A 19389-nucleotide genomic window follows, 5' to 3' on the forward strand; every position below is an offset into this window, starting at 1 on the left:
CTAAATTTCAGCCCCTAAGCCAATGTAAAATTGAATGTTTTTGCTGTTATCTTTATCTCGAATTGGCGTCGCAATATCAAATTTGATAGCGCCAACTGGCGATGCCCAACGTACACCAAAACCTGCGCCGTAGCGTAACTCATTTGCTTTGTAAGCATCTGCGGCTAAGCCTGTATCCGCAAACACCGCTCCCCACCAATTTGGATAAACTTGATATTGATATTCAAGGCTACCTGTTACTAAGCGAGAGCCACCGACTAATTTCCCCTCTTTATTTTTTGGTGAAATTTTCTTATAGCCATAACCTCGCACGCTGCGATCGCCCCCCGCAAAGAAACGTAGTGCAGGTGGAATTTTTCGAATATCAGGCGTATTTAAATAACCAATTTCTGCACGGGTAATAAAACGGTGATTGTCTGCATAAGTACGAATCCAGGCGGTAGAAGCTTGAACTTTAAAGAAATTGGCTTCTGACATCCAAAGCTTATTCCCTAAGTCGACGGTGATTTTTTGGGTATCTCCCCATATTGGGAATTGGCCACCTTTTAAACGGGTACGGTTAAAGCCCCCAGTTGGATAAACCAGGAAGGTTTTATCGGTGAAATCAGCTTGTGTGTAGCTGTCATAACGGACACGAAGACCTGCAAAATATTGCCAACCCTCGCTATTATTCCAATAACGTAATGCAGCAAAAGTGAGGGCTTTGGTATCCGTATCATTTTTATTTTCTTTTTCATAACCGGTTGAAAATTCATAATAATAATTTAATGGATTTTTCAACAATGGTATTTTATAAGTGGCTTCAAAGTTTTGCTTTGGTGCTGATACGTAAAGATTTGTACGGAAACTATGGCCTCGGCTATTAATCCAAGGTTTTGTCCAGCCAATTTGGACATGGGGGCCCGTATCGGTTGCAAAACCGACCCCGAGTTCCATTGAGTTTTTCTTACGTGGATAAAGTAACAGTTCGATATCCACTAATTTTTCTTCTTCGCGAACGTGAGGTTGTAAAAGTACGGAGCTAAACCAGTTGGTGGAAGAAAAATTATTGGTTAATTCAGATAAATCGCGGACTAAATAAGGATCGCCTGATTTAATGTTGAGCATATTTTGCAAATAGTCTTCGCGAATTTGGGAATGGTTGAATGTGATGTTCCCGTAATGATAACGCACACCACTATCAAACAGCATACGCCACCATGCCTCATGGGTTTCAGGGCTGATTTCTAAGCGAGAAATTTGGAATTTTCCGTCAAGATAACCGCGAGCAAGAGCAAGGTTTGAAATACTGCTTTTATAATCATCGTATTTTTGATGCTCAACTAACTCACCTTGTTTTGGCAAGTTTTTACGGAGTGCCGTGAAGTTTTCGTCTTCTGCCGCTTCGCCTGTAATTTCAACGTCTGTTCCTGCAATTTTACTCGGTTCACCAGGTTTTACATTAGCAATGAGTAAGTCTCGCTGACCTTTGCGTTTTTTCAATTCAAAGGTCACGGAAGAACCATAATAACCAAAGACTCGAAGGCCTTTATCGACAGCATCTGAAACTAATTGTTTATACCGATCTGAGCCATCCATCTCGCCTTTATCAATGAGATTGACATTCATGTCAGTATTGCGAATGGCGCGTTCACCCTTGATCCCGCGGATCTCAATATCTACGGTTTGTTCTGCAAAGGCTGAAAAACTTATCCATCCAAGCAAAAGTGCGGTTATTTTTAACGAAATTTTTTTCATTTTATTACAAGCTAAACTTTAAGAAGATCCACATCAAACCGCCTTAGTTTACCCATAAAATAAGGGGATTAGCAACGCAATTATGAATGGGATTTGAAATTGTTATATGCGTGTGAGCGTTAATACGACAATGCGATCAAAGAAAGAGTTTCCTTTGCTTTGAAAAAAATAGTGATTGTTCTCTTTATTCAGACATTTAACCAAAATGTAACCGGGCCATCATTGGTCAGCGTTACTTGCATATCTGCTGCAAATTGTCCGTTGGCAACAGTGACTTTTTCTGCACATTTTTGCGAAAAATACTCATACAATTCGTTAGCCAACACAGGTGCCGCACCTTTAGAGAAACTTGGTCGTAAGCCTTTTTGCGTGTCAGCGGCTAGGGTGAATTGGGATACCACAAGCACTTCACCACCGATTTGTTGCACATTTAAATTCATTTTGTCATTTTCATCGCTGAAAATACGGTAATTTAAGACTTTCTCAGCGAGTTTATCCGCTTTGGCTTGGTCGTCTTCTTTTTCTACACCTAATAAAACCAATAATCCCTTGCCGATTTGTCCCACAATTTGGCCTTCAACTTCTACTTTTGCTTGTGTCACACGCTGAATTAACGCAATCATTTTACTTCCTCTAAATTTGTTTGATTCGTTGACCGCACTTCTGCAAGCACTGCGGCTAATTGCGCACCCAATAACACTACTGTCCAGCTGATTTGAATCCACAATAACATGATTGGCAGCGTCGCCATGGCACCATAAATTAATTGATAAGACGGGAAGGTGGCGATGTACCAAGTAAAGGCTTGTTTTCCTAAGGTAAAGAAAATTGCCGCAATTAATGCGCCTGCTGCAGAGTGTTTGATGCTCACTTTCTTATTTGGCACGACCATATAAATGAGCGTGAAGATAAACCAAGTAGAAAGAAATGGCACAAAACTGAGGAGTTTTAAGCCAAAAGAGAGCGTTTCCGATTGCTCGAACATGGCTTTAACATAGGAACTTGCCGCAATGCTAGTACCGATTAAAAGCGGACCGAGCGTTAAAATGAGCCAATAAATAGCAAATGACGTAAAAATTGGGCGATTACTGGTGTCTTTCCAAATGCCATTGAGTGTACGGTCAATGGAGTTAATCAGCATTAATGCCACTAAAATCAAACTCACAATCCCCACGGCGCTCATTTTCTTTGAATTATAGACGAATTCATCAATATATTGTCCCACAACATCACTCGCGGAAGGAGCGAAATTGGTGAAGATGAATTCTTTCAATGCACCAGTGACTTCGTTAAAAACGGGAAAAGCAGAGAAAATTGAAAACACCACCATAATTAATGGCACAATCGCGAGCATGGTGCTGTAGGTGAGTGAACCGGCAGCTTGCGTTAATTTGTTTTCTTGAGAACGCTGCCAGAATAATGCGAGAAAAGACGTTAAGGTCATTAGAGCAAGCCTCCGCAACAATGTTTAAATTTCTTCCCTGAACCACAAACACAAGGTTGTTTATTACTTGGGAGTGGCACAGTGGGATCAACAAAATACCAACGACCATCGATTTTTGCAAAAAGTGAATATTCGTGATGCACTTGCGGCTGTTCGCTGCCTTGAAAATGTGCTTTAAATTCAACCGCACTTTGTGTTTTGGTTAAGGTTTCTGCTTTGACAATGTCTAAACCAAGCCATTGCGTTTCATCAGCCCAATCTTGCAGGGCTTTTTCATCTAATAAGGTTTGTTGGCTTGGTACCGTGGTTTGCACAATATAGGGAATATTTTTGAGCACAAACGCTGAATAGCGGGAACGCATAAGTTGTTCCGCTGTTTCTGGAAACATATTGCCTGTATGAAAGCGTCTGCAACAATCTTCGTAAGAAAGCGAAGATTGGCATGGGCAAAGTGCGGTCGTTTTAGCCGACATTTTTAGCCGCCTGTTGTAAATTATGTAATTGTGAATTGATCGAACGTTTAAACGCAGGCGCTAATTCTTCAATGGCTAAGGCTTCTTCTAGTTCTACAATACTTGAAGGCGAGGAGAGTTGCGTATTTAGACGACGAATTGTCCATTCTGGATAAGGACGGTGTTGCAAGATGAGTTCATCACCTTGATGAATTTCCCCTTCTTCAATCACACGCACATACCAACCTGTCCAACCGGACTGACGAATTACCTCTCTTGTATTCTCATTCTTGGTATTATGAGATAAACGTTCGCAAGGTTTACGTGGTTGAGACACTTCTAAAAGCGTGGTGCCAATTTTGTAACGATCGCCTATACAGACATTATCTTCATGTAAGCCGGATACCACAAAGTTTTCACCGTAAATCGCGTTGCCGTGAAAATCAAACTTTTCACCAAGTAGCTCATTTAAAGCGTCGAAAGACACATCAGACATAAAAAACAAGGCTTTGTCAACACCACCATGATGGGCTTTTAAACCCACATCGTTACCTTCTGCACCCAGTGTGTGCACTTTTACCATCGGTACCGGTTTTTTACGGATGGCACTTTCATATGAGCTACCATCAGGGAATGTTAAGGTTTCTATCAATCCTGTTTTAATAATAAGAATGTTGGCGTTTGACATCTATTTTTCCTGCTTTGAGTTAGTTTTGAGAAATTATACCGTAAAATCACTTAAATTTTGACCGCACTTCGTTTTTTCCTTATTATTCGTTTAAATAAAACCAACAAAACAAAGGAATCTTTATGCAATATTCTCTCGCGCGTACCGAACAAGGTCAAACCCTTGGTATTACCGCAAAAATGGCAAACCGTCATGGTCTGATCGCTGGGGCGACAGGGACGGGGAAAACCGTGACATTACGTAAAATGGCGGAAGCGTTCAGTGATGATGGCGTGTCAGTCTTTTTAGTGGATGTAAAAGGCGATTTGTCCGGTTTAGTCAAAGCGGGCACATTCAGTGGCAAAGTGGCAGAACGCATTGAGCAATTTGATTTAGGTGGCGAGAGTTATTTAAATGGCTATCCTGTGTCATTTTGGGACGTATTTGGTGAAACCGGTATTCCGCTTCGTACCACAATTTCTGAAATGGGACCATTATTACTTTCCCGTTTATTAAATTTAAACGCAACTCAAGAAGGCTTATTAAACCTCGTATTCCGTGTGGCAGATGACAAAGGCTTGTTACTTATCGACTTAAAAGATTTACGTGCAATGCTTAAATTTGTAGCGGAGAATGCAAAAACCTTCCAAGTAGAATACGGTAATGTTTCAGCCGCAAGTGTGGGTGCGATTCAGCGTGCTTTACTGACCCTTGAAAATGAAGGGGCGACCAATCTTTTTGGTGAACCTGCATTAAATCTTGAAGATTGGTTACAAACCCGTGATGGTCGTGGTGTGATCAATGTTTTAAATTCTGAAAAATTAATTAATTCCCCAAGAATGTATAGCGCATTCTTGCTTTGGTTGATGTCTGAATTATTTGAGCAATTACCAGAAGTCGGCGATCCAGATAAACCAAAATTTGTGATGTTCTTCGATGAAGCACACTTACTCTTTGATGGCGCACCAAGTGTGTTGGTGGACAAAGTGGAACAAGTGGTTCGTTTGATTCGTTCTAAAGGTATAGGGATTTATTTTGTGACCCAAAACCCATTAGATTTACCGGATACCGTGTTAGGCCAATTGGGTAACCGTGTACAACATGCGTTACGTGCTTTTACACCACGTGATCAAAAAGCAGTGAAATCCGCAGCAGAAACATTTCGTTCTAACCCTGCTGTCAATGTGGTGGAAACCATTTCAACTTTAGGTGTGGGCCAAGCATTGATTTCATTCTTAGATGAAAAAGGTATGCCAACGCCTGTTGAAGTGGCTTATGTTTACCCGCCGAAAAGCCAACTAGCACCGATTACTGAAGAAGAGCGAGCAGCGTGGGTGAAAGACGATGAACTTTATGCCTTCTATAAAGATTATGTGGATAATGAATCCGCTTTCGAAGTATTAAATGCGCAAGCGGATTTAGCGGCAGTACAACAAAAACAAGCCGAACAAGCGCAACAAGAGGAAGAAAGCGGTTTATTTGGTAGCTTAAGCCGTATGATTTTTGGAACACAAAAACGCGGGGATAAACTTTCTCCGACAGAACAAATTGTGAATAGCGTGGCAAAATCAGTGGGCCGCAATATTCGTAATGAAGTGACCAAACAAATCATGCGTGGTATCTTAGGCGCATTGAAAAAATAACGAAAATTTGACCGCACTTTGCGGCAAGAATGAAAAAGGAGATTGTTATGTCTGATGTATTTCACTTAAACCTGACTAAAGCACAACTGAAAGGTGCCACATTAGCTATCGTACCAGGCGATCCTGCACGTAGCGAACGTATTGCTAAAAAACTTGATAATCCTGAGTTTCTTGCAAGTACCCGTGAATACACGTCTTGGTTGGGCTATTTAAATGGTCAACCGGTGGTGGTGTGTTCAACCGGTATTGGTGGCCCTTCTACGTCTATCTGTGTGGAAGAGCTGGCTCAGCTTGGCGTGCGTACATTCTTACGTATTGGTACAACAGGCGCGATTCAACCACATATCAATGTAGGTGATGTTCTTGTTACAACGGGCGCAGTCCGCCTTGATGGTGCAAGCCGTCACTTTGCCCCAATTGAATATCCAGCAGTGGCAAATTTTGAATGTACTACGGCACTTTTCAATGCAGCTAAAGAAAAAGGCATTGAGCCATTTGTAGGAATTACAGCTTCTTCAGATACCTTCTATCCAGGTCAAGAACGTTATGATACCTACAGCGGCAAAGTGTATCGTGATTACCAAGGCTTGTTAAAACAATGGCAAGATCTCAATGTGATGAACTATGAGATGGAGTCAGCTACATTGTTTACGATGTGTAATGCCCTTGGCTTACGAGCAGGTATGGTAGCTGGTGTGATTGTAAACCGAACACAACAAGAAATTCCAAATGAAGCCACCATGAAAGATACGGAAGACAAAGCAGTATCAGTGGTAGTGGAAGCAGCAAGAAAATTGTTAGCGTAAAACTCAGATAAAAAGAACCGCACTTTTTTAGAAGTGCGGTTTATTTTTTAACTATTTTTTCGAGCAAAAGCGGCGGCTTCGGCGATTAATTGGTCATCAGGTCGAATGCCTGTGTAGAGCTCAAATTGTTCAACGGCTTGTAGCACAATCACTTCAGCACCAGAAATCGTTTGTTTACCTTGCTGTTGAGCAAATTGGATAAACGGTGTTTCAGCAGGAATCGCCACTACATCAAAAGCGGTTTGAGCTTGTTGAATAAGATTTTCAGGAAAGGCGAGATCAAATTCTTCTTTTCCACCTTTCATCCCAATTGGTGTAACGTTGACTAAAATGTCTGCTGATTGATTGGCTAAAGATGGGATATATTCATAGCCATAAAGTGCGGCTAAATTTTTACCTGTTTTTTCATTTCGAGCAAAAATCTTAAGATGCTCAAATTCACTGTTTTTAAAGGCTGCAACGACGGCTTTAGCCATACCACCACTGCCTCGTACAATTACGCGACTCTTTTTATCTAATTGATATTCTTTGATAAGTTTAACAATGGCAATATAGTCGGTGTTGTAAGCACGAAGAAAACCTTGCTCATTCACAATGGTATTCACAGACTGAATGGCTTGTGCAGAAGGGGAGATTTCATCTAAAAATGGCATGCAGCTTTCTTTGAAAGGCATCGAAACGGCACAACCTCGAATACCAAGTGCACGAATACCTTTGACTGCACTTTCAATATCTGTGGTGGTAAAGGCTTTATAGATAAAATTAAGCCCGAGTTTTTGATACAGATAGTTATGGAATGTTGTGCCAAAATTGCCCGGCCTGCCAGAAAGGGACATACAAAGTTGGGTGTCTTTGTTAATCATATCGATTCCTTAAATATTTAGATTTATATCATCATCGATAAAATATTGATTCATTTCAAATGCTGGTTTTGCCGCTTTGTCTTTGCCGACAATACGAGCAGGCACACCTGCAGCGGTGGCATATTCCGGCACAGGTTGAAGTACAACAGAATTGGCGCCGATTTTGGCATATTTGCCCACTTCGATATTGCCGAGAATTTTTGCGCCCGCTCCAATCATTACGCCTTCTCGTACTTTTGGATGGCGATCGCCGGATTCTTTACCTGTACCACCAAGGGTGACGCCTTGCAAGATAGACACATCATTTTCAATTACCGAGGTTTCGCCCACGACAATACCGGTGGCATGGTCAAACATAATGCCGTGTCCAATTTTTGCCGCAGGGTGAATATCTACATCGAAAGCCACTGAAATCTGATTTTGTAAATAAAGTGCGAGTGCTTTTCGATTTTGGTTCCACAAATAATGGGTAATGCGATAGCTCTGAATAGCGTGAAAACCTTTTAGGTAAAGCAATGGGGTAGACCATAATTCCACGGCAGGATCGCGGTGGCGTACGGCTTTAATATCACAAGCAGCACAGTCAATGATATTGGGCTCGGCCTGATAGGCTTCTTCAATAATTTCACGTAGCGAAATTGCCGGCATGATCGGGTTAGCCAGTTTATTTGCAAGTAAATAACTCAAGGCACTGCCAAGATTTTGATGTTTTAAAATAGTGGAATGAAAAAAGCTTGCGAGCATTGGTTCGCATTCTGCTAATTCTTTTGCCTCTTGGCGAATGTGTTGCCATACTTCTAACGTCATTTTTTCTCCTTATTCGCCTTTTCGTTCACGACCCAATAAGCTCAGTGCGACTTCTTGTGCACTTTTACCACAAAAGAGCATTTGGTAAATTTGTTCTGTAATCGGCATTTCCACGCCTTGTCGTTGGGCTAATAAATAAGTTTCTTTGGTGTTATAAAACCCTTCCACCACTTGACCAATTTCATCCATGGCTTGTTGGCTATCAGTTCCTTTACCAAGCATTAAACCAAATCGACGGTTACGGGATTGGTTATCGGTACAAGTGAGCACTAAATCACCTAAACCAGACATGCCCATAAAGGTTTGCGTATTCGCTCCCATGGATACGCCTAAGCGAGTAATTTCCGCAATCCCACGGGTAATCAATGCAGTTCTGGCATTGGCACCAAATCCCATACCATCTGAAATGCCCGCACCAATTGCAATAACATTTTTAATGGCACCACCTAATTGAACGCCAATCATATCTTGGTTTACATACACCCGGAAATGCTGACTGCAATGAATCCGCGCTTGAAATTCTAAGGCAAACTTTTCATTACAAGAGGCAAGGGTAATCGCCGTAGGTAAACCTTGAGCCAGTTCTTTCGCGAAAGTGGGACCAGAAAGTACAGCTGTCGGAATTGCTTTACCTAAGGTTTCTTCCACCACTTCTTGTAGTAATCGGCCGGTGTTGCGCTCTAATCCTTTAGTTGCCCAAATTAAACGATGATAAGGTTTTAAGTGCGGTCGAATTTTTAAGAGAATTTCGCCGAAAGCATGGCTTGGCACCACAATTAAAATATCTTTCGATTGCTCAAGTGCAGTTTTCAAATCTAATTCTAAATGCAAACTTTCTGGAAATTCAATATCAGGCAGAAAACGGCGATTTTGACGTTCCTGTTGCATTTGATGAATATGATCGGGATTGTGCCCCCAAAGATAGGTTGGAGAGCCATTGCGAGAAAATGAGATAGCGAGTGCTGTTCCATAAGAACCGCAACCAAGAATGGTAATTGGAGATTGGGATGCGTTCATTTCAATCACCTTTAAAATAAAAGGGCAGACGGTATCGCCTGCCCTTATCACAATTAATGTTGGGTTTCTTTATTTTCTTCCGCTTCGGCTGCAGCTTGCTGCTTGTTCATGTAATCAATGAACAATGCATCAAAGTTTACCGGAGAAAGATTTAATGCCGGGAATGTACCGCGATTTACTAAGTTAGAAATCAATTCACGTGCATAGGGGAAAAGCATATTTGGGCATTGAGATGTTAAGCAGTGTGCCATTTGAACATCTTCTAAACCGCTGATTGTAAATACACCAGATTGTTTCACTTCACAAATAAACGCCACATCACCAGAATCTTCCATAGTGGTTTCCACGTTAATGTTTAACGTCACTTCGTATAAATCTTCACCCACTTGAACGGCTTCAGTGCTTAAGTCGAAGCCGAGTTTTGGTTTCCATTCTTGGTGGAAAATATGAGGAAGATTTGGCGCTTCAAAAGAAACATCTTTTACATAAATACGTTGAATTTGAAGTACGGCTTCTTGTTGCTCTTCAGCGGTTACTTCAGGTTGTTGATTTTGTTCAGACATAGAGGATCCTTACTTATGTTTTTTTACTAATGGTAAATTTGCACCCGCCCAAGCCGCTAAACCATCTTTTAACACATAAACTTTTTCAAAGCCTTGTTTGGTTAAAAGTTCTGCGGACGTAGCAGAAGAAACACCGTTAACATCTACAATGATAAGCGGTTTTTCTTTGTGATGTTCAATTTTGCCTACATTTTGATTTTTAATTTCAGTTGGAAGCAAGTTTACGCTACCAATGATATGGCCGCGTTGGAATTCATCAATAGGACGTAAATCAATCACCACGGCTTCTTCATCGTTCATTAAGCGAACCGCTTCAGGGTTGGTGATGACGCGATATTTTTGTGTCGCACTTTTAAAAAAGGTGAAAAGTGTCATAAAAAGGACAGCAAACCATGCGATCGTTAAAAAAGTGTGTTTTTGAGCAAATTCAATTGCTTGAGGCATAAATTCTTGCATGTTGTTCTCAACTTAATTTTTGATAATGAATAAGAGTTTATCTTCACATGAAATAAAGGCTTAAGTATAACCGCACTTTGGTTATCTTTCAAAAAAATTCTGAAGGAAACGTGGGGTTGGCGAAAGCTTATACAATCAAATAGCTAAAAATATGATCGGGATCATAAATCTATTATCTTAGTGTTTATTCTACGTCTAATTAAGTAGAGAATAGCCAAGTTTAGATTATTTAACGTAAAAGGAGACAAGTATGAAATTAAAAAAATTAACGGCACTTATGATGCTCGGATTCGGTTTTTCGGTCGCACAAGCTGCGGAATTACCTAATATTACAATTTTAGCAACGGGCGGCACGATTGCCGGAAGTGGTGAAACTGCCGTTTCTTCTGCTTATAAAGCAGGGCAACTCAATGTTGAAGCGTTAATTGATGCCGTGCCTGAAATTAAGCAATTAGCCAATGTGAAAGGTGAACAAATTGTGAAAATTGGTTCACAAGATATGAGCGATGATGTGTGGTTAAAATTAGCGAAAGCGATTAATGCACAATGTAAAGATACTGATGGTTTCGTGATTACTCATGGTACCGATACCATGGAAGAAACCGCTTATTTCTTAGATCTTACCGCAAAATGTGAAAAACCAATTGTATTAGTGGGTGCAATGCGTCCTGCGACAGAAAAAAGTGCAGATGGTCCGTTAAATCTTTATAACGCCGTCGTGGTGGCAACGGATAAAAAATCATCTGGTCGTGGTGTGCTAGTGGCGATGAATGGTGAAGTACTAGGTGCGCGCGATGTGACCAAAATGAGTACCACTGCAGTGCAAACATTCCATTCACCAAACTATGGTACCTTGGGTTATATCCATAACAGTAAAGTGGATTATGAACGTTCACCTGAAAGCAAACACACCGTGAATACACCATTTAACGTAGATAAATTAGACAGCTTGCCGAAAGTAGGCATTATATATGCTTATTCTAATGCACCAATTGAGCCGTTAAATTCATTATTGGATGCGGGCTATCAAGGTATTGTTTCAGCGGGTGTGGGTAATGGTAACGTGAATGCCGCACACTTAGAACGTTTAGAAAAAGCGGCGAAAGATGGCGTTGTGGTGGTACGTTCATCTCGTGTGCCAACCGGTTACACCACGCGTGATGCTGAAGTGGATGATTCTAAGTATGGTTTTGTGGCTTCAGGTACATTGAATCCACAAAAAGCACGTGTGTTATTGCAATTAGCCTTAACACAAACAAAAGATCCAAAAGTGATTCAACAATACTTTGAGGATTTCTAAGAAAGCCATTGAAAGTGCGGTCAGAATTTGAATCAAATTTTAACCGCACTTTCGGATAAAATAGACTAATCCAATTAATAAATATAGATAATGCACTAGTTTGTTGTTAATATATGTTCCGGAATTATTTTTAAAATTAATATGGAGAAAATATTATGATTTGGGCTCAACTTTTAGTCGTCCTACTCTTTATTTACCTAGGGGCTAGATTAGGCGGTATTGGTATCGGTTTCATGGGTGGTATGGGTGTTGTTGCACTTTCACTACTTGGCTTAAAACCGGGCGCCATTCCGTTTGATGTAATTTCAGTTATCATGTCTGTAATCATGGCGATTGCGGCAATGCAAGTTGCGGGTGGTATGGATTTCTTAGTAAAAATGGCTGAAAAAATCCTACGTAAAAATCCAAAATACATCACTTTCCTTGCGCCAACGGTGACTTATTTTATGACTGTACTTGCAGGTACTGGTCACACAGCGTTCTCAACACTTCCAGTGATTGCTGAAGTGGCAAAAGAACAAGGCATTCGTCCTTCACGTCCACTTTCTATTGCGGTTATCGCTTCACAAATTGCGATTACAGCGTCTCCAATTTCTGCTGCGGTGGTATTCCTTTCTGCTGAATTAGAGAAAAACTTTGGTTTAAGTTACTTACAATTATTAGGTATTTGGATCCCAACTACTTACGCAGCATGTATGATTACTGCGGTGATTTGTAACTTCCTTGGTAAAGATTTGAAAAATGATGAAATTTACCAAGATCGTCTCGCGAAAGGTTTAATTACTATGCGTGGTGAAATGCAAATTGAGATCAAACCTTATGCAAAACGCTCTGTTGCAATTTTCCTTATCGCAATTTTAGTGGTCATGCTTTATGCCACTGCAATCAGTAAAACAGTTGGTTTAATTCAAAATCCAATTCTTTCTCGTGATAACGCCATTATCTCTTTCATGCTTGCGACTGCAGCCATTATCACTATGGCATGTAAAGTGGATACTGCAAAAATTACTAATGCGGCAACTTTTAAATCCGGTATGTCTGCGGTAATTTGTGTGCTTGGTGTAGCATGGTTAGGTAATACTTTCGTTGAAGGCCATATCGATCAAATTAAAGCGGTATCAGCTGAGTTCTTACAACAATACCCTTGGAGTTTAGCGGTAATCTTGTTCTTCGCAAGTACCTTACTTTACTCACAAGCTGCAACTGCAAAAGCATTATATCCAACTGCAATTTTATTAGGCGTTTCACCGGAAGCCGCGATTGCAGCATTTGCCGCAGTATCAGCATTATTCATTCTTCCTACTTACCCAACCTTAATTGCGGCAGTAGAAATGGATGACACCGGTTCAACTCGTATCGGTAAATACGTATTTAACCACCCATTCTTAGTGCCTGGTGTGATTGCAATTGCTTTATCTGTTTTATTCGGTTTCTTAATGGCAGGTGCAGTTTTATAATCTCCCATTAAGCTAACATAAATGAAAACCATCTTGTCTGCGGATAAGATGGTTTTTTAATGGGGAACTTCTTCTCACTGTGATACTCTAAAGGGCAACCTATTTTTATATAAGGAAAACCAATGAAGTTATTTAAAATCCTTTTTGCTGCATTAATTGCTTATGTGCCAACAGCATGGTCTGCGGTGGATTATAATATTAAATACAGTTCTAATTATGTCATGCCTGCGTACGTGCATTTTAAGGCTGATGGTTCACAGTATTCAGTCAATGCAAAAATTAATATCCCGTTATACAACATTGTGTTTACTTCTCGTGGTTCACAAACTGCGAGTCAATTTAAAATGGTGAATTATCAAGATGTGCGTAATGGTAAGCCTTATGCCATTTCTAAAATTTCACCAACAACCATTGAATACGGTAAAGTGAAAAATGGGTTAGAAACCGAACCGTTAACATTACCGACTTTTGACTTATTCACCATGGCATTTCAGTTGAGCTATTACGATAAATTGCCAACCAGTTTCCAAATCACAAATGGTAAAAAACTTTACCCAATGGAAAATGTGAATGTGAAGAAAGTGGAAAAACAGATCCAATATAACAAGCAAACTGTCACTGAAATCACTTATTCATTTAAAACAGGTAATAAGGATATTATGGTGAAGAAATTCTCAGGTGAACAATTTCCACGTTATATCAAATACACCAGAGATGGTGATGATTATGAGTTAGAGTTTGATGAGTTTGTTAAATAACATCAGATGAGAAAAAGAAGCCACGCTAGATTGCGTGGCTTTTTATTTTATTGCTTAGTGTGCATACATAAATACTTGAACGAGAAGAAGTATCGATGAGATAACAAATTGACAGCCCACGATTGGCATGACAAATTTCAGCCATTTATTGAATGGAATACCAAGCATTTGTAGCGTGACAAGGACCAATCCTGTTGGCGCAAGGAATAACATAATATATTGTCCCCAGTTGTAAGCCGATACGACGATATCTCTTGGAATGCCAACAGTATCAGCCAGAGGTGCCATAATTGGCATAGCGAGTACGGCAAGGCCTGAAGAGGAAGGTACAACCAGCCCTAAGAAGATGAAGATAAGGAGCTGACCAATAATAAAGACGCCGCCATTCATTCCATCGACAAGATGTGTCATATAATCGAGAATGGTGTCAGAAATCATCCCTTGTTCCAGAATAATATTGACTGCTCGAGCGAGTCCGATAATCAATGCTACACCGACTAATTCAGAAGCTCCATGAGTAAAGCCATTTACGACATCTTTTTCAGGCAATCCACTGATAAACATAATAATGATGGTAATGGCTAGGAAGGAAGCCGCCATTTGAGGAAACCACCAGCCCCCAAACATAACACCCCATACCATGAGAGGAAAGGCGGCGCTAAATAGAATCAGAATCAGTTTTCTTCTAAAGGTAAATTCAACGGTTGCATTGGGATCGATATCTTTCATATAGAGATCATAGAAGGCTTGGCGATCGTCATAGGTATAAGAAAATTCAGGATTAGCACGCAGTTTTTTACAATACCAATACATGTAAGCAATCACACACGCACCACCAAGAATCAGACCCAGTGTACGAAATCCCATTCCTTCCGTGAATGGAATCCCTGCCGCATTTGAAGCGATGACAACGGAGAAGGGATTGATTGTTGAGAAGGCAGTGCCCATCGATGCTGCGAGGAATATGGCGCCAACACAGACAATCGAATCATAGCCTAAGGCTAAAAAGACAGGAACAAGAATTGGGTAGAAGGCTACCGCTTCTTCCTCAATACCACAAGCCGTACCGCCTAACAGCATTAACACACAGACAGCAAAGACAACGGAGAATTCATTTCCTTTCGTTTTTTTGGTGAGAGACATTAATCCGGCATTGAATGCTCCTGTTTTGTTTATGACACCAATCATTCCACCGAGTATGAAGATAAAAATCATAATATCCGCGACTTCAATGGTGCCATCCACCATGGCGTGAATCATATCGGTAATGCCTTTTTTGTGTTGTTCAATGCGTTGATAGGTATTGGGGATAGCAATCGGCTTTTTGATAATGCCGTTGGTGAAATTAGAAAGTTGAATTTTGATATTGAGTTGATTAAGGGTTTGTTCTGTTGCTGGATAGCTTTGATCGGGAATTCCGTGAGTTTTGACAATAAAATGATGTTCGGTGGTGTCGTAGGAAAGTTTAGAGTAGGACCCTGAGGGAATAAGCCAAGTAAGACCAATAGCAATAAGAAGAATAATAAAGAGAATGCTAAATGCGGAAGGGAATTTCATCTTTTTCTTTGATGCTTCCATTATGGAGAACTCCTTGTGTTCGGATTAGTGAATAAGCCGAGCGCGTATTCTACACAAAACGAGCAAAAAAGCAAAGAGTGATTTTTGAAAGAATGCAATAATATCAGTGTGGGCAATCGTTTACCTGAATTAAATTCTATGTAGTGGGATTTAATTTAAAATTGATTTGTTCAGAAAAATTAGAGGTGTATAGCATTTGATTATTGCGCCTTTATGATTTTTGATTGTAGTTCTTAAAAAAGTACCAAATAGCAAATGCAATGATTGCCACAATCCAATATACCGTAATGTATCCCCATGTACTGATCAATCTGAGTGAAATAAAACCAGCTAAATATGCTCCTAGTAATGCAACAGAAAATTGTAGTGAACTATCCAATGTGGCATAGGCTTTAGATGAATAATCAAGGATAATAGCCAGCAAGCATGGCACAAGCAATGCGTAAGTAATGCTTAATAATAAGATTGGTACGGCGATAAGATAAGGAAAATCTGTGCCGACATATTCAAATAGAATAAATAAGCAGAAGGCAAAAATTTGGCTAAGTAATACCCATTGGCTGACGGAAACCCGAGAGTATTTTTTGAGTAATATACCGCTTAGGGGGGGTAAATGCGATGGCACAAAGTGGTTCAAATACGGAAAGCAATAAACCAATGTGTTGGCTACTCCAGCCTAAGGCATTTAGGCGTGGGATGAAACTGCTGACCACCATACCACTGGGAATAAACACCAGCAACAATAATATCGGCCAGCTGAGCGGAATATGAGGTTGTCGCCAAAAGTGAAAAAAACGCGTAAATAAAAAACGCAATTGGTTATTTTGCGCTTCAGTGGTGGTTATAGGTTCAGGGTATAAGCTGATTTGCAGGATAAGTAGTAGTGCAAAAATACCCATTAAATCCACCGCACTTTGCCAGCCGTAATGATGATAAATTAACAATACCAATCCGCCAGCATTTTGCCAATACGTCCGGCAATAACCTGAATGACACCGCCAAAGCCACGTTGTTCAAAAGGCAGGATGGCACAGGTTAATCCTAGCGTTGCACAACCGAAAAATAGACTGCTTAGGTTCAATAGCACACATGCCACCATAAGCAGTATAAAATCCCGTTGCAGTTGGATGAAATGCAACATAAATAGGGCAATAAAAATGATTAACGAGGAAAGGCATAGCCAGCCGCGAAATTGCCCGATACGCTTGAGACGATAGCGTTCAATTAACGGTGAAACGATGAATTTCGCCATTTCCATCCCACCAAGTAAATAGAACCAACTAAGCTGTTTAAGATCGAATCCCAGCTCTTTTAACATGGTGATGAGACCAATCATATAAAACGCCACTACGCAGAATTTAAAGCCGGCAGTCGTGGCAAGGATCGCCCAATCCTGTTTATTGAGTGATGTTGCCTTGTTGGCATTGCCAAAACGCTGCATAACGTCCTTTTTGTTCTAAGAGTGTTTGATGCGTGACTACTTCGGCGCGCACACTTACGAACGTACCGACAAACCACGCGGCGAATTCTTCCACACCAACTGGACAGGTCGCGGCGGCAACACCGCATCCACCACGTATGATGTCTAAGTAAAAAACGTGCGATAAACCGACCGCACTTTGATCTGCACCTTACACATTGACGCTGGATCAAGCTGTGTAATGTGCAGATTTTTTCACGGTGAGTTTCGGATTTATCTTAAAAAGCGTATGGAGCCATTTGTGAATTGGCATGCTAGTAAATACTTAATAGAGAAAATTTATTAAAAAAATATTTAATTCGTTGCTATACTCATGGTCTCTTACTCACGATAAATAGGATGATTTATGAAAAAATTACTCAGTATTTTATTACCATCACTTGTTTTAATCGGTTGTTCATCAAGCAATACTTCCGATTCCAATAAATCCATGACGCCGAAAACGGAAAAAGAAGAATTTTTGGCTGCATTTGAGAATTGCAAAGCGAAACTAGGTGGAAAGATCATGAATAAAGATATTCCAATGCTTGATGCTTGTATGGCTGAACATGGTTTTAAGAGAGTAGAAGAGACGCAGAAAGTTGCGCCTGAGCCGAAAACAGTAAAAAAGAACAAAAAAACACTCAATGTAAATTAATGTAAAGTCCATTGTGTGGTATTGATTTAATTGTTGCTTTTTGTGTTTTGAAATGCTAGCATTTAGATCGAAAGGCTTTATGTAGCCTTTTGTATACAAAAGGGGTTACCAGCGATAAGCTTGTTAACCATAAAGTTATAATAACCAATTTTATAAAGGTTAAAAACATGAAAAACAACAAACTTGTTAAATTTAGTCTAACATTAATCTGTTCAGCTGTATTAGCAGCTTGTGGTTCAAGTGGCGGTAGCGATAATTCAGCCGCTCAACAACAAGCTCAACAACAAGCTCAACAACAAGCAAAAGCAGCAGCTGAGAAAGCAGCAGCAGAAAAAGCAGCAGCAGAAAAAGCAGCAGCAGAAAAAGCAGCAGCAGAAAAAGCAGCAGCAGAAAAAGCAGCAGCAGAAAAAGCAGCTCAAACAACTTCTAGCGAGTCTAACCCAGGTTACTTACTTTCTAAAAAGAACGCATCTGATTTCATCGTAAATAAAAATGGTGATAAAGTTGACTCTACTCAATCTGCTCCATTGCCAATGACTGTTCAAAATTTAGAGCCTCGTCTAGATACTATCGTTGTAGCTTACCCACACGAAGGTGCTGAGTCTAAAGCGATTGCTTATATTGAAGATTTCCAATTTGTTGGTAATGACAAACAAGATGGTAAATTTACTTTAACTGGCATTTATAACGACTCAATAGATCGTAGTACTACTGGTGGCACTCCACGTCCAGAAAGCCGTACTAAAACTGATACACAAGGTACAGAGTCTGGTGCTGCTTTAGTTTACGAAAAAGATCGTATTGCTTACTTTGACCGTGCAGACAGAAATGCTGAGGGTAAAGATACATTAGCTGAAGTTTACGGTTTAAGAACCAATTCCTATGAAGATGGTAAAGAATTAAAAGATACTGATGCAAATAACCTACCATTAGTAAAAGAAACTAATAAATTAGCTGCTCAACAAGATGGTCAATTACGTTTTGTTCAATATGGTCGTGTAACAACTAAATTACATGACCTTACTGAAAAAGATCTAAACGTATACAAAAAAGGTCTATTGGACGATAAAAACAGTAACGTAACAAGTAACGTTATTGGTTTTGCTAACTATGGTGAAGCAGGTACTGAAAACTCTTACTTCTATCGTGGTTTAAACAATACTACTGGTGAACAATTAGCTAAACTTTCTGGTGAGCTTGTATACCACGGTCACGCAGTAGCTTATGGCTTAAACAATGACTACCGTCCGGGTGAAGCTAATAAAACTGGCGCGCCAAATGCTATCGGTGTAGAAAAAGAAGTTGACGCACTAAAAAGTGGTTACCATGTTTTGGCTAAAGTTAACTTAGCAGATAAAAATGTTACTGGTTCTATCTATAACACTTGGAATAACGACAAAAAAGGTGACTACAATGTTGATTTAGTTAACTTTAATGGTAAGTTAGACAACTACGGTAACATCGCAGGTACTTCTGCATTAGCATACGAAGATGCAAATAAAGACGGTTCATTTAACGCAACTTTATTTGGTTCTCAAGCATCTGAGTTAGGTGGTAATGTTGCAGGTAGCAAAAATGCTGATACCACTGTAACACAATGGGGTGCGGTATTTGGTGCTAAGAAATATGAAGAAGCTGTATCAACACCAGAAAAAATTGTTAATAAACCTTGGGCGGCTCGTGCTGACGAAAATACTGCTGGTCAAGTAAAATAATTTCATTAA

At 40.1% G+C, this 19389-nt stretch carries 21 protein-coding genes and 1 pseudogene; 8 read left to right on the top strand and 14 right to left on the bottom strand.

The window, feature by feature from the left end; genetic code table 11:
• The 5 genes from PARA_RS03085 to PARA_RS03105 form a co-directional block, all read right to left on the bottom strand.
• Entirely contained in the window at positions 1-1737 is a 1737-nt protein-coding gene (locus PARA_RS03085) for an autotransporter assembly complex protein TamA (protein ID WP_014064502.1), read from the bottom strand.
• 188 nt (positions 1738-1925) lie between these two features.
• Entirely contained in the window at positions 1926-2360 is a 435-nt protein-coding gene (gene dtd, locus PARA_RS03090) for a D-aminoacyl-tRNA deacylase (RefSeq protein ID WP_014064503.1), read from the bottom strand.
• Positions 2357-3181 (bottom strand): virulence factor BrkB family protein, encoded by an 825-nt coding sequence (locus tag PARA_RS03095; RefSeq protein WP_014064504.1) that lies wholly within the window; start codon positions 3179-3181, stop codon positions 2357-2359. The genes dtd and PARA_RS03095 overlap by 4 nt, the downstream gene beginning before the upstream one ends.
• On the bottom strand, positions 3181-3654 hold the full coding sequence (locus tag PARA_RS03100) for a YchJ family protein (RefSeq protein WP_014064505.1): 474 nt from the start codon (positions 3652-3654) through the stop codon (positions 3181-3183). The genes PARA_RS03095 and PARA_RS03100 overlap by 1 nt, the downstream gene beginning before the upstream one ends.
• Complete coding sequence (locus PARA_RS03105; RefSeq protein ID WP_014064506.1) at positions 3644-4321, bottom strand: MOSC domain-containing protein; 678 nt, start codon at positions 4319-4321, stop codon at positions 3644-3646. Before PARA_RS03105 ends, PARA_RS03100 begins: the two co-directional genes overlap by 11 nt.
• Positions 4322-4443: 122 nt before the next feature.
• Between PARA_RS03105 and PARA_RS03110 the strand changes: the two genes are divergently transcribed.
• Positions 4444-5943: a helicase HerA-like C-terminal domain-containing protein gene (locus PARA_RS03110; RefSeq protein WP_014064507.1), complete on the top strand. Its 1500-nt coding sequence runs from the start codon at positions 4444-4446 to the stop codon at positions 5941-5943.
• A gap of 47 nt (positions 5944-5990) precedes the next feature.
• On the top strand, positions 5991-6749 hold the full coding sequence (gene udp, locus PARA_RS03115) for a uridine phosphorylase (RefSeq protein ID WP_014064508.1): 759 nt from the start codon (positions 5991-5993) through the stop codon (positions 6747-6749).
• A 47-nt stretch (positions 6750-6796) separates the two neighbouring features.
• On the opposite strand, the gene PARA_RS03120 is transcribed toward udp, so the two are convergent.
• From PARA_RS03120 to PARA_RS03140, 5 genes are read right to left on the bottom strand one after another with little or no spacing between them, the layout of a single operon-like run.
• Entirely contained in the window at positions 6797-7612 is an 816-nt protein-coding gene (locus tag PARA_RS03120) for a shikimate 5-dehydrogenase (RefSeq protein ID WP_014064509.1), read from the bottom strand.
• A 9-nt stretch (positions 7613-7621) separates the two neighbouring features.
• Entirely contained in the window at positions 7622-8419 is a 798-nt protein-coding gene (cysE, locus tag PARA_RS03125; RefSeq protein ID WP_005695011.1) for a serine O-acetyltransferase, read from the bottom strand.
• Between the two features lie 9 nt (positions 8420-8428).
• Positions 8429-9436: an NAD(P)H-dependent glycerol-3-phosphate dehydrogenase gene (gene gpsA / locus PARA_RS03130; protein WP_014064510.1), complete on the bottom strand. Its 1008-nt coding sequence runs from the start codon at positions 9434-9436 to the stop codon at positions 8429-8431.
• A gap of 53 nt (positions 9437-9489) precedes the next feature.
• Positions 9490-9999: a protein-export chaperone SecB gene (gene secB / locus PARA_RS03135; protein ID WP_014064511.1), complete on the bottom strand. Its 510-nt coding sequence runs from the start codon at positions 9997-9999 to the stop codon at positions 9490-9492.
• Positions 10000-10008: 9 nt separating this feature from the next.
• Entirely contained in the window at positions 10009-10455 is a 447-nt protein-coding gene (locus PARA_RS03140; RefSeq protein ID WP_014064512.1) for a rhodanese-like domain-containing protein, read from the bottom strand.
• A gap of 250 nt (positions 10456-10705) precedes the next feature.
• Between PARA_RS03140 and ansB the strand changes: the two genes are divergently transcribed.
• The 3 genes from ansB to PARA_RS03155 all read left to right on the top strand — a co-directional run bounded on the left by ansB (position 10706) and on the right by PARA_RS03155 (position 13970).
• The gene (ansB, locus tag PARA_RS03145) at positions 10706-11755 is read left to right on the top strand and encodes an L-asparaginase 2 (RefSeq protein WP_014064513.1); all 1050 of its coding nucleotides are present in this window, start codon (positions 10706-10708) and stop codon (positions 11753-11755) included.
• Positions 11756-11910: 155 nt separating this feature from the next.
• On the top strand, positions 11911-13212 hold the full coding sequence (locus tag PARA_RS03150) for an anaerobic C4-dicarboxylate transporter (RefSeq protein ID WP_005695017.1): 1302 nt from the start codon (positions 11911-11913) through the stop codon (positions 13210-13212).
• A gap of 122 nt (positions 13213-13334) precedes the next feature.
• Positions 13335-13970: a hypothetical protein gene (locus tag PARA_RS03155; RefSeq protein WP_014064514.1), complete on the top strand. Its 636-nt coding sequence runs from the start codon at positions 13335-13337 to the stop codon at positions 13968-13970.
• Positions 13971-14024: 54 nt separating this feature from the next.
• On the opposite strand, the gene PARA_RS03160 is transcribed toward PARA_RS03155, so the two are convergent.
• The 4 genes from PARA_RS03160 to PARA_RS10445 form a co-directional block, all read right to left on the bottom strand.
• Positions 14025-15548, bottom strand: coding sequence for a YfcC family protein (locus PARA_RS03160; RefSeq protein ID WP_014064515.1), 1524 nt, complete (start codon positions 15546-15548; stop codon positions 14025-14027).
• A gap of 211 nt (positions 15549-15759) precedes the next feature.
• Positions 15760-16173 (bottom strand): MFS transporter, encoded by a 414-nt coding sequence (locus PARA_RS10435; RefSeq protein WP_231844655.1) that lies wholly within the window; start codon positions 16171-16173, stop codon positions 15760-15762.
• Positions 16091-16498 carry a hypothetical protein gene (locus PARA_RS10440; protein ID WP_231844656.1) on the bottom strand — a complete coding sequence of 136 codons (408 nt, stop codon included), beginning with the start codon at positions 16496-16498 and terminating at the stop codon, positions 16091-16093. Before PARA_RS10440 ends, PARA_RS10435 begins: the two co-directional genes overlap by 83 nt.
• The gene (locus PARA_RS10445) at positions 16486-16989 is read right to left on the bottom strand and encodes a hypothetical protein (RefSeq protein WP_231844657.1); all 504 of its coding nucleotides are present in this window, start codon (positions 16987-16989) and stop codon (positions 16486-16488) included. Before PARA_RS10445 ends, PARA_RS10440 begins: the two co-directional genes overlap by 13 nt.
• A 31-nt stretch (positions 16990-17020) precedes the next feature.
• Between PARA_RS10445 and PARA_RS10265 the strand changes: the two are divergent.
• From PARA_RS10265 to PARA_RS10395, 3 genes and pseudogenes are all read left to right on the top strand, one after another.
• Positions 17021-17137: pseudogene (locus PARA_RS10265) on the top strand (hypothetical protein); the annotation flags it as partial.
• Positions 17138-17374: 237 nt separating this feature from the next.
• Positions 17375-17665 (top strand): hypothetical protein, encoded by a 291-nt coding sequence (locus PARA_RS03170; protein WP_014064517.1) that lies wholly within the window; start codon positions 17375-17377, stop codon positions 17663-17665.
• Between the two features lie 167 nt (positions 17666-17832).
• A complete protein-coding gene (locus tag PARA_RS10395; RefSeq protein ID WP_014064518.1) occupies positions 17833-19380 on the top strand; it encodes a transferrin-binding protein-like solute binding protein in 1548 nt (515 codons plus the stop codon).
• Positions 19381-19389: the final 9 nt, after the last annotated feature.

Origin of the sequence: Haemophilus parainfluenzae T3T1 (genome assembly GCF_000210895.1) — a bacterium.
GTDB lineage: Bacteria > Pseudomonadota > Gammaproteobacteria > Enterobacterales > Pasteurellaceae > Haemophilus_D > Haemophilus_D parainfluenzae_A.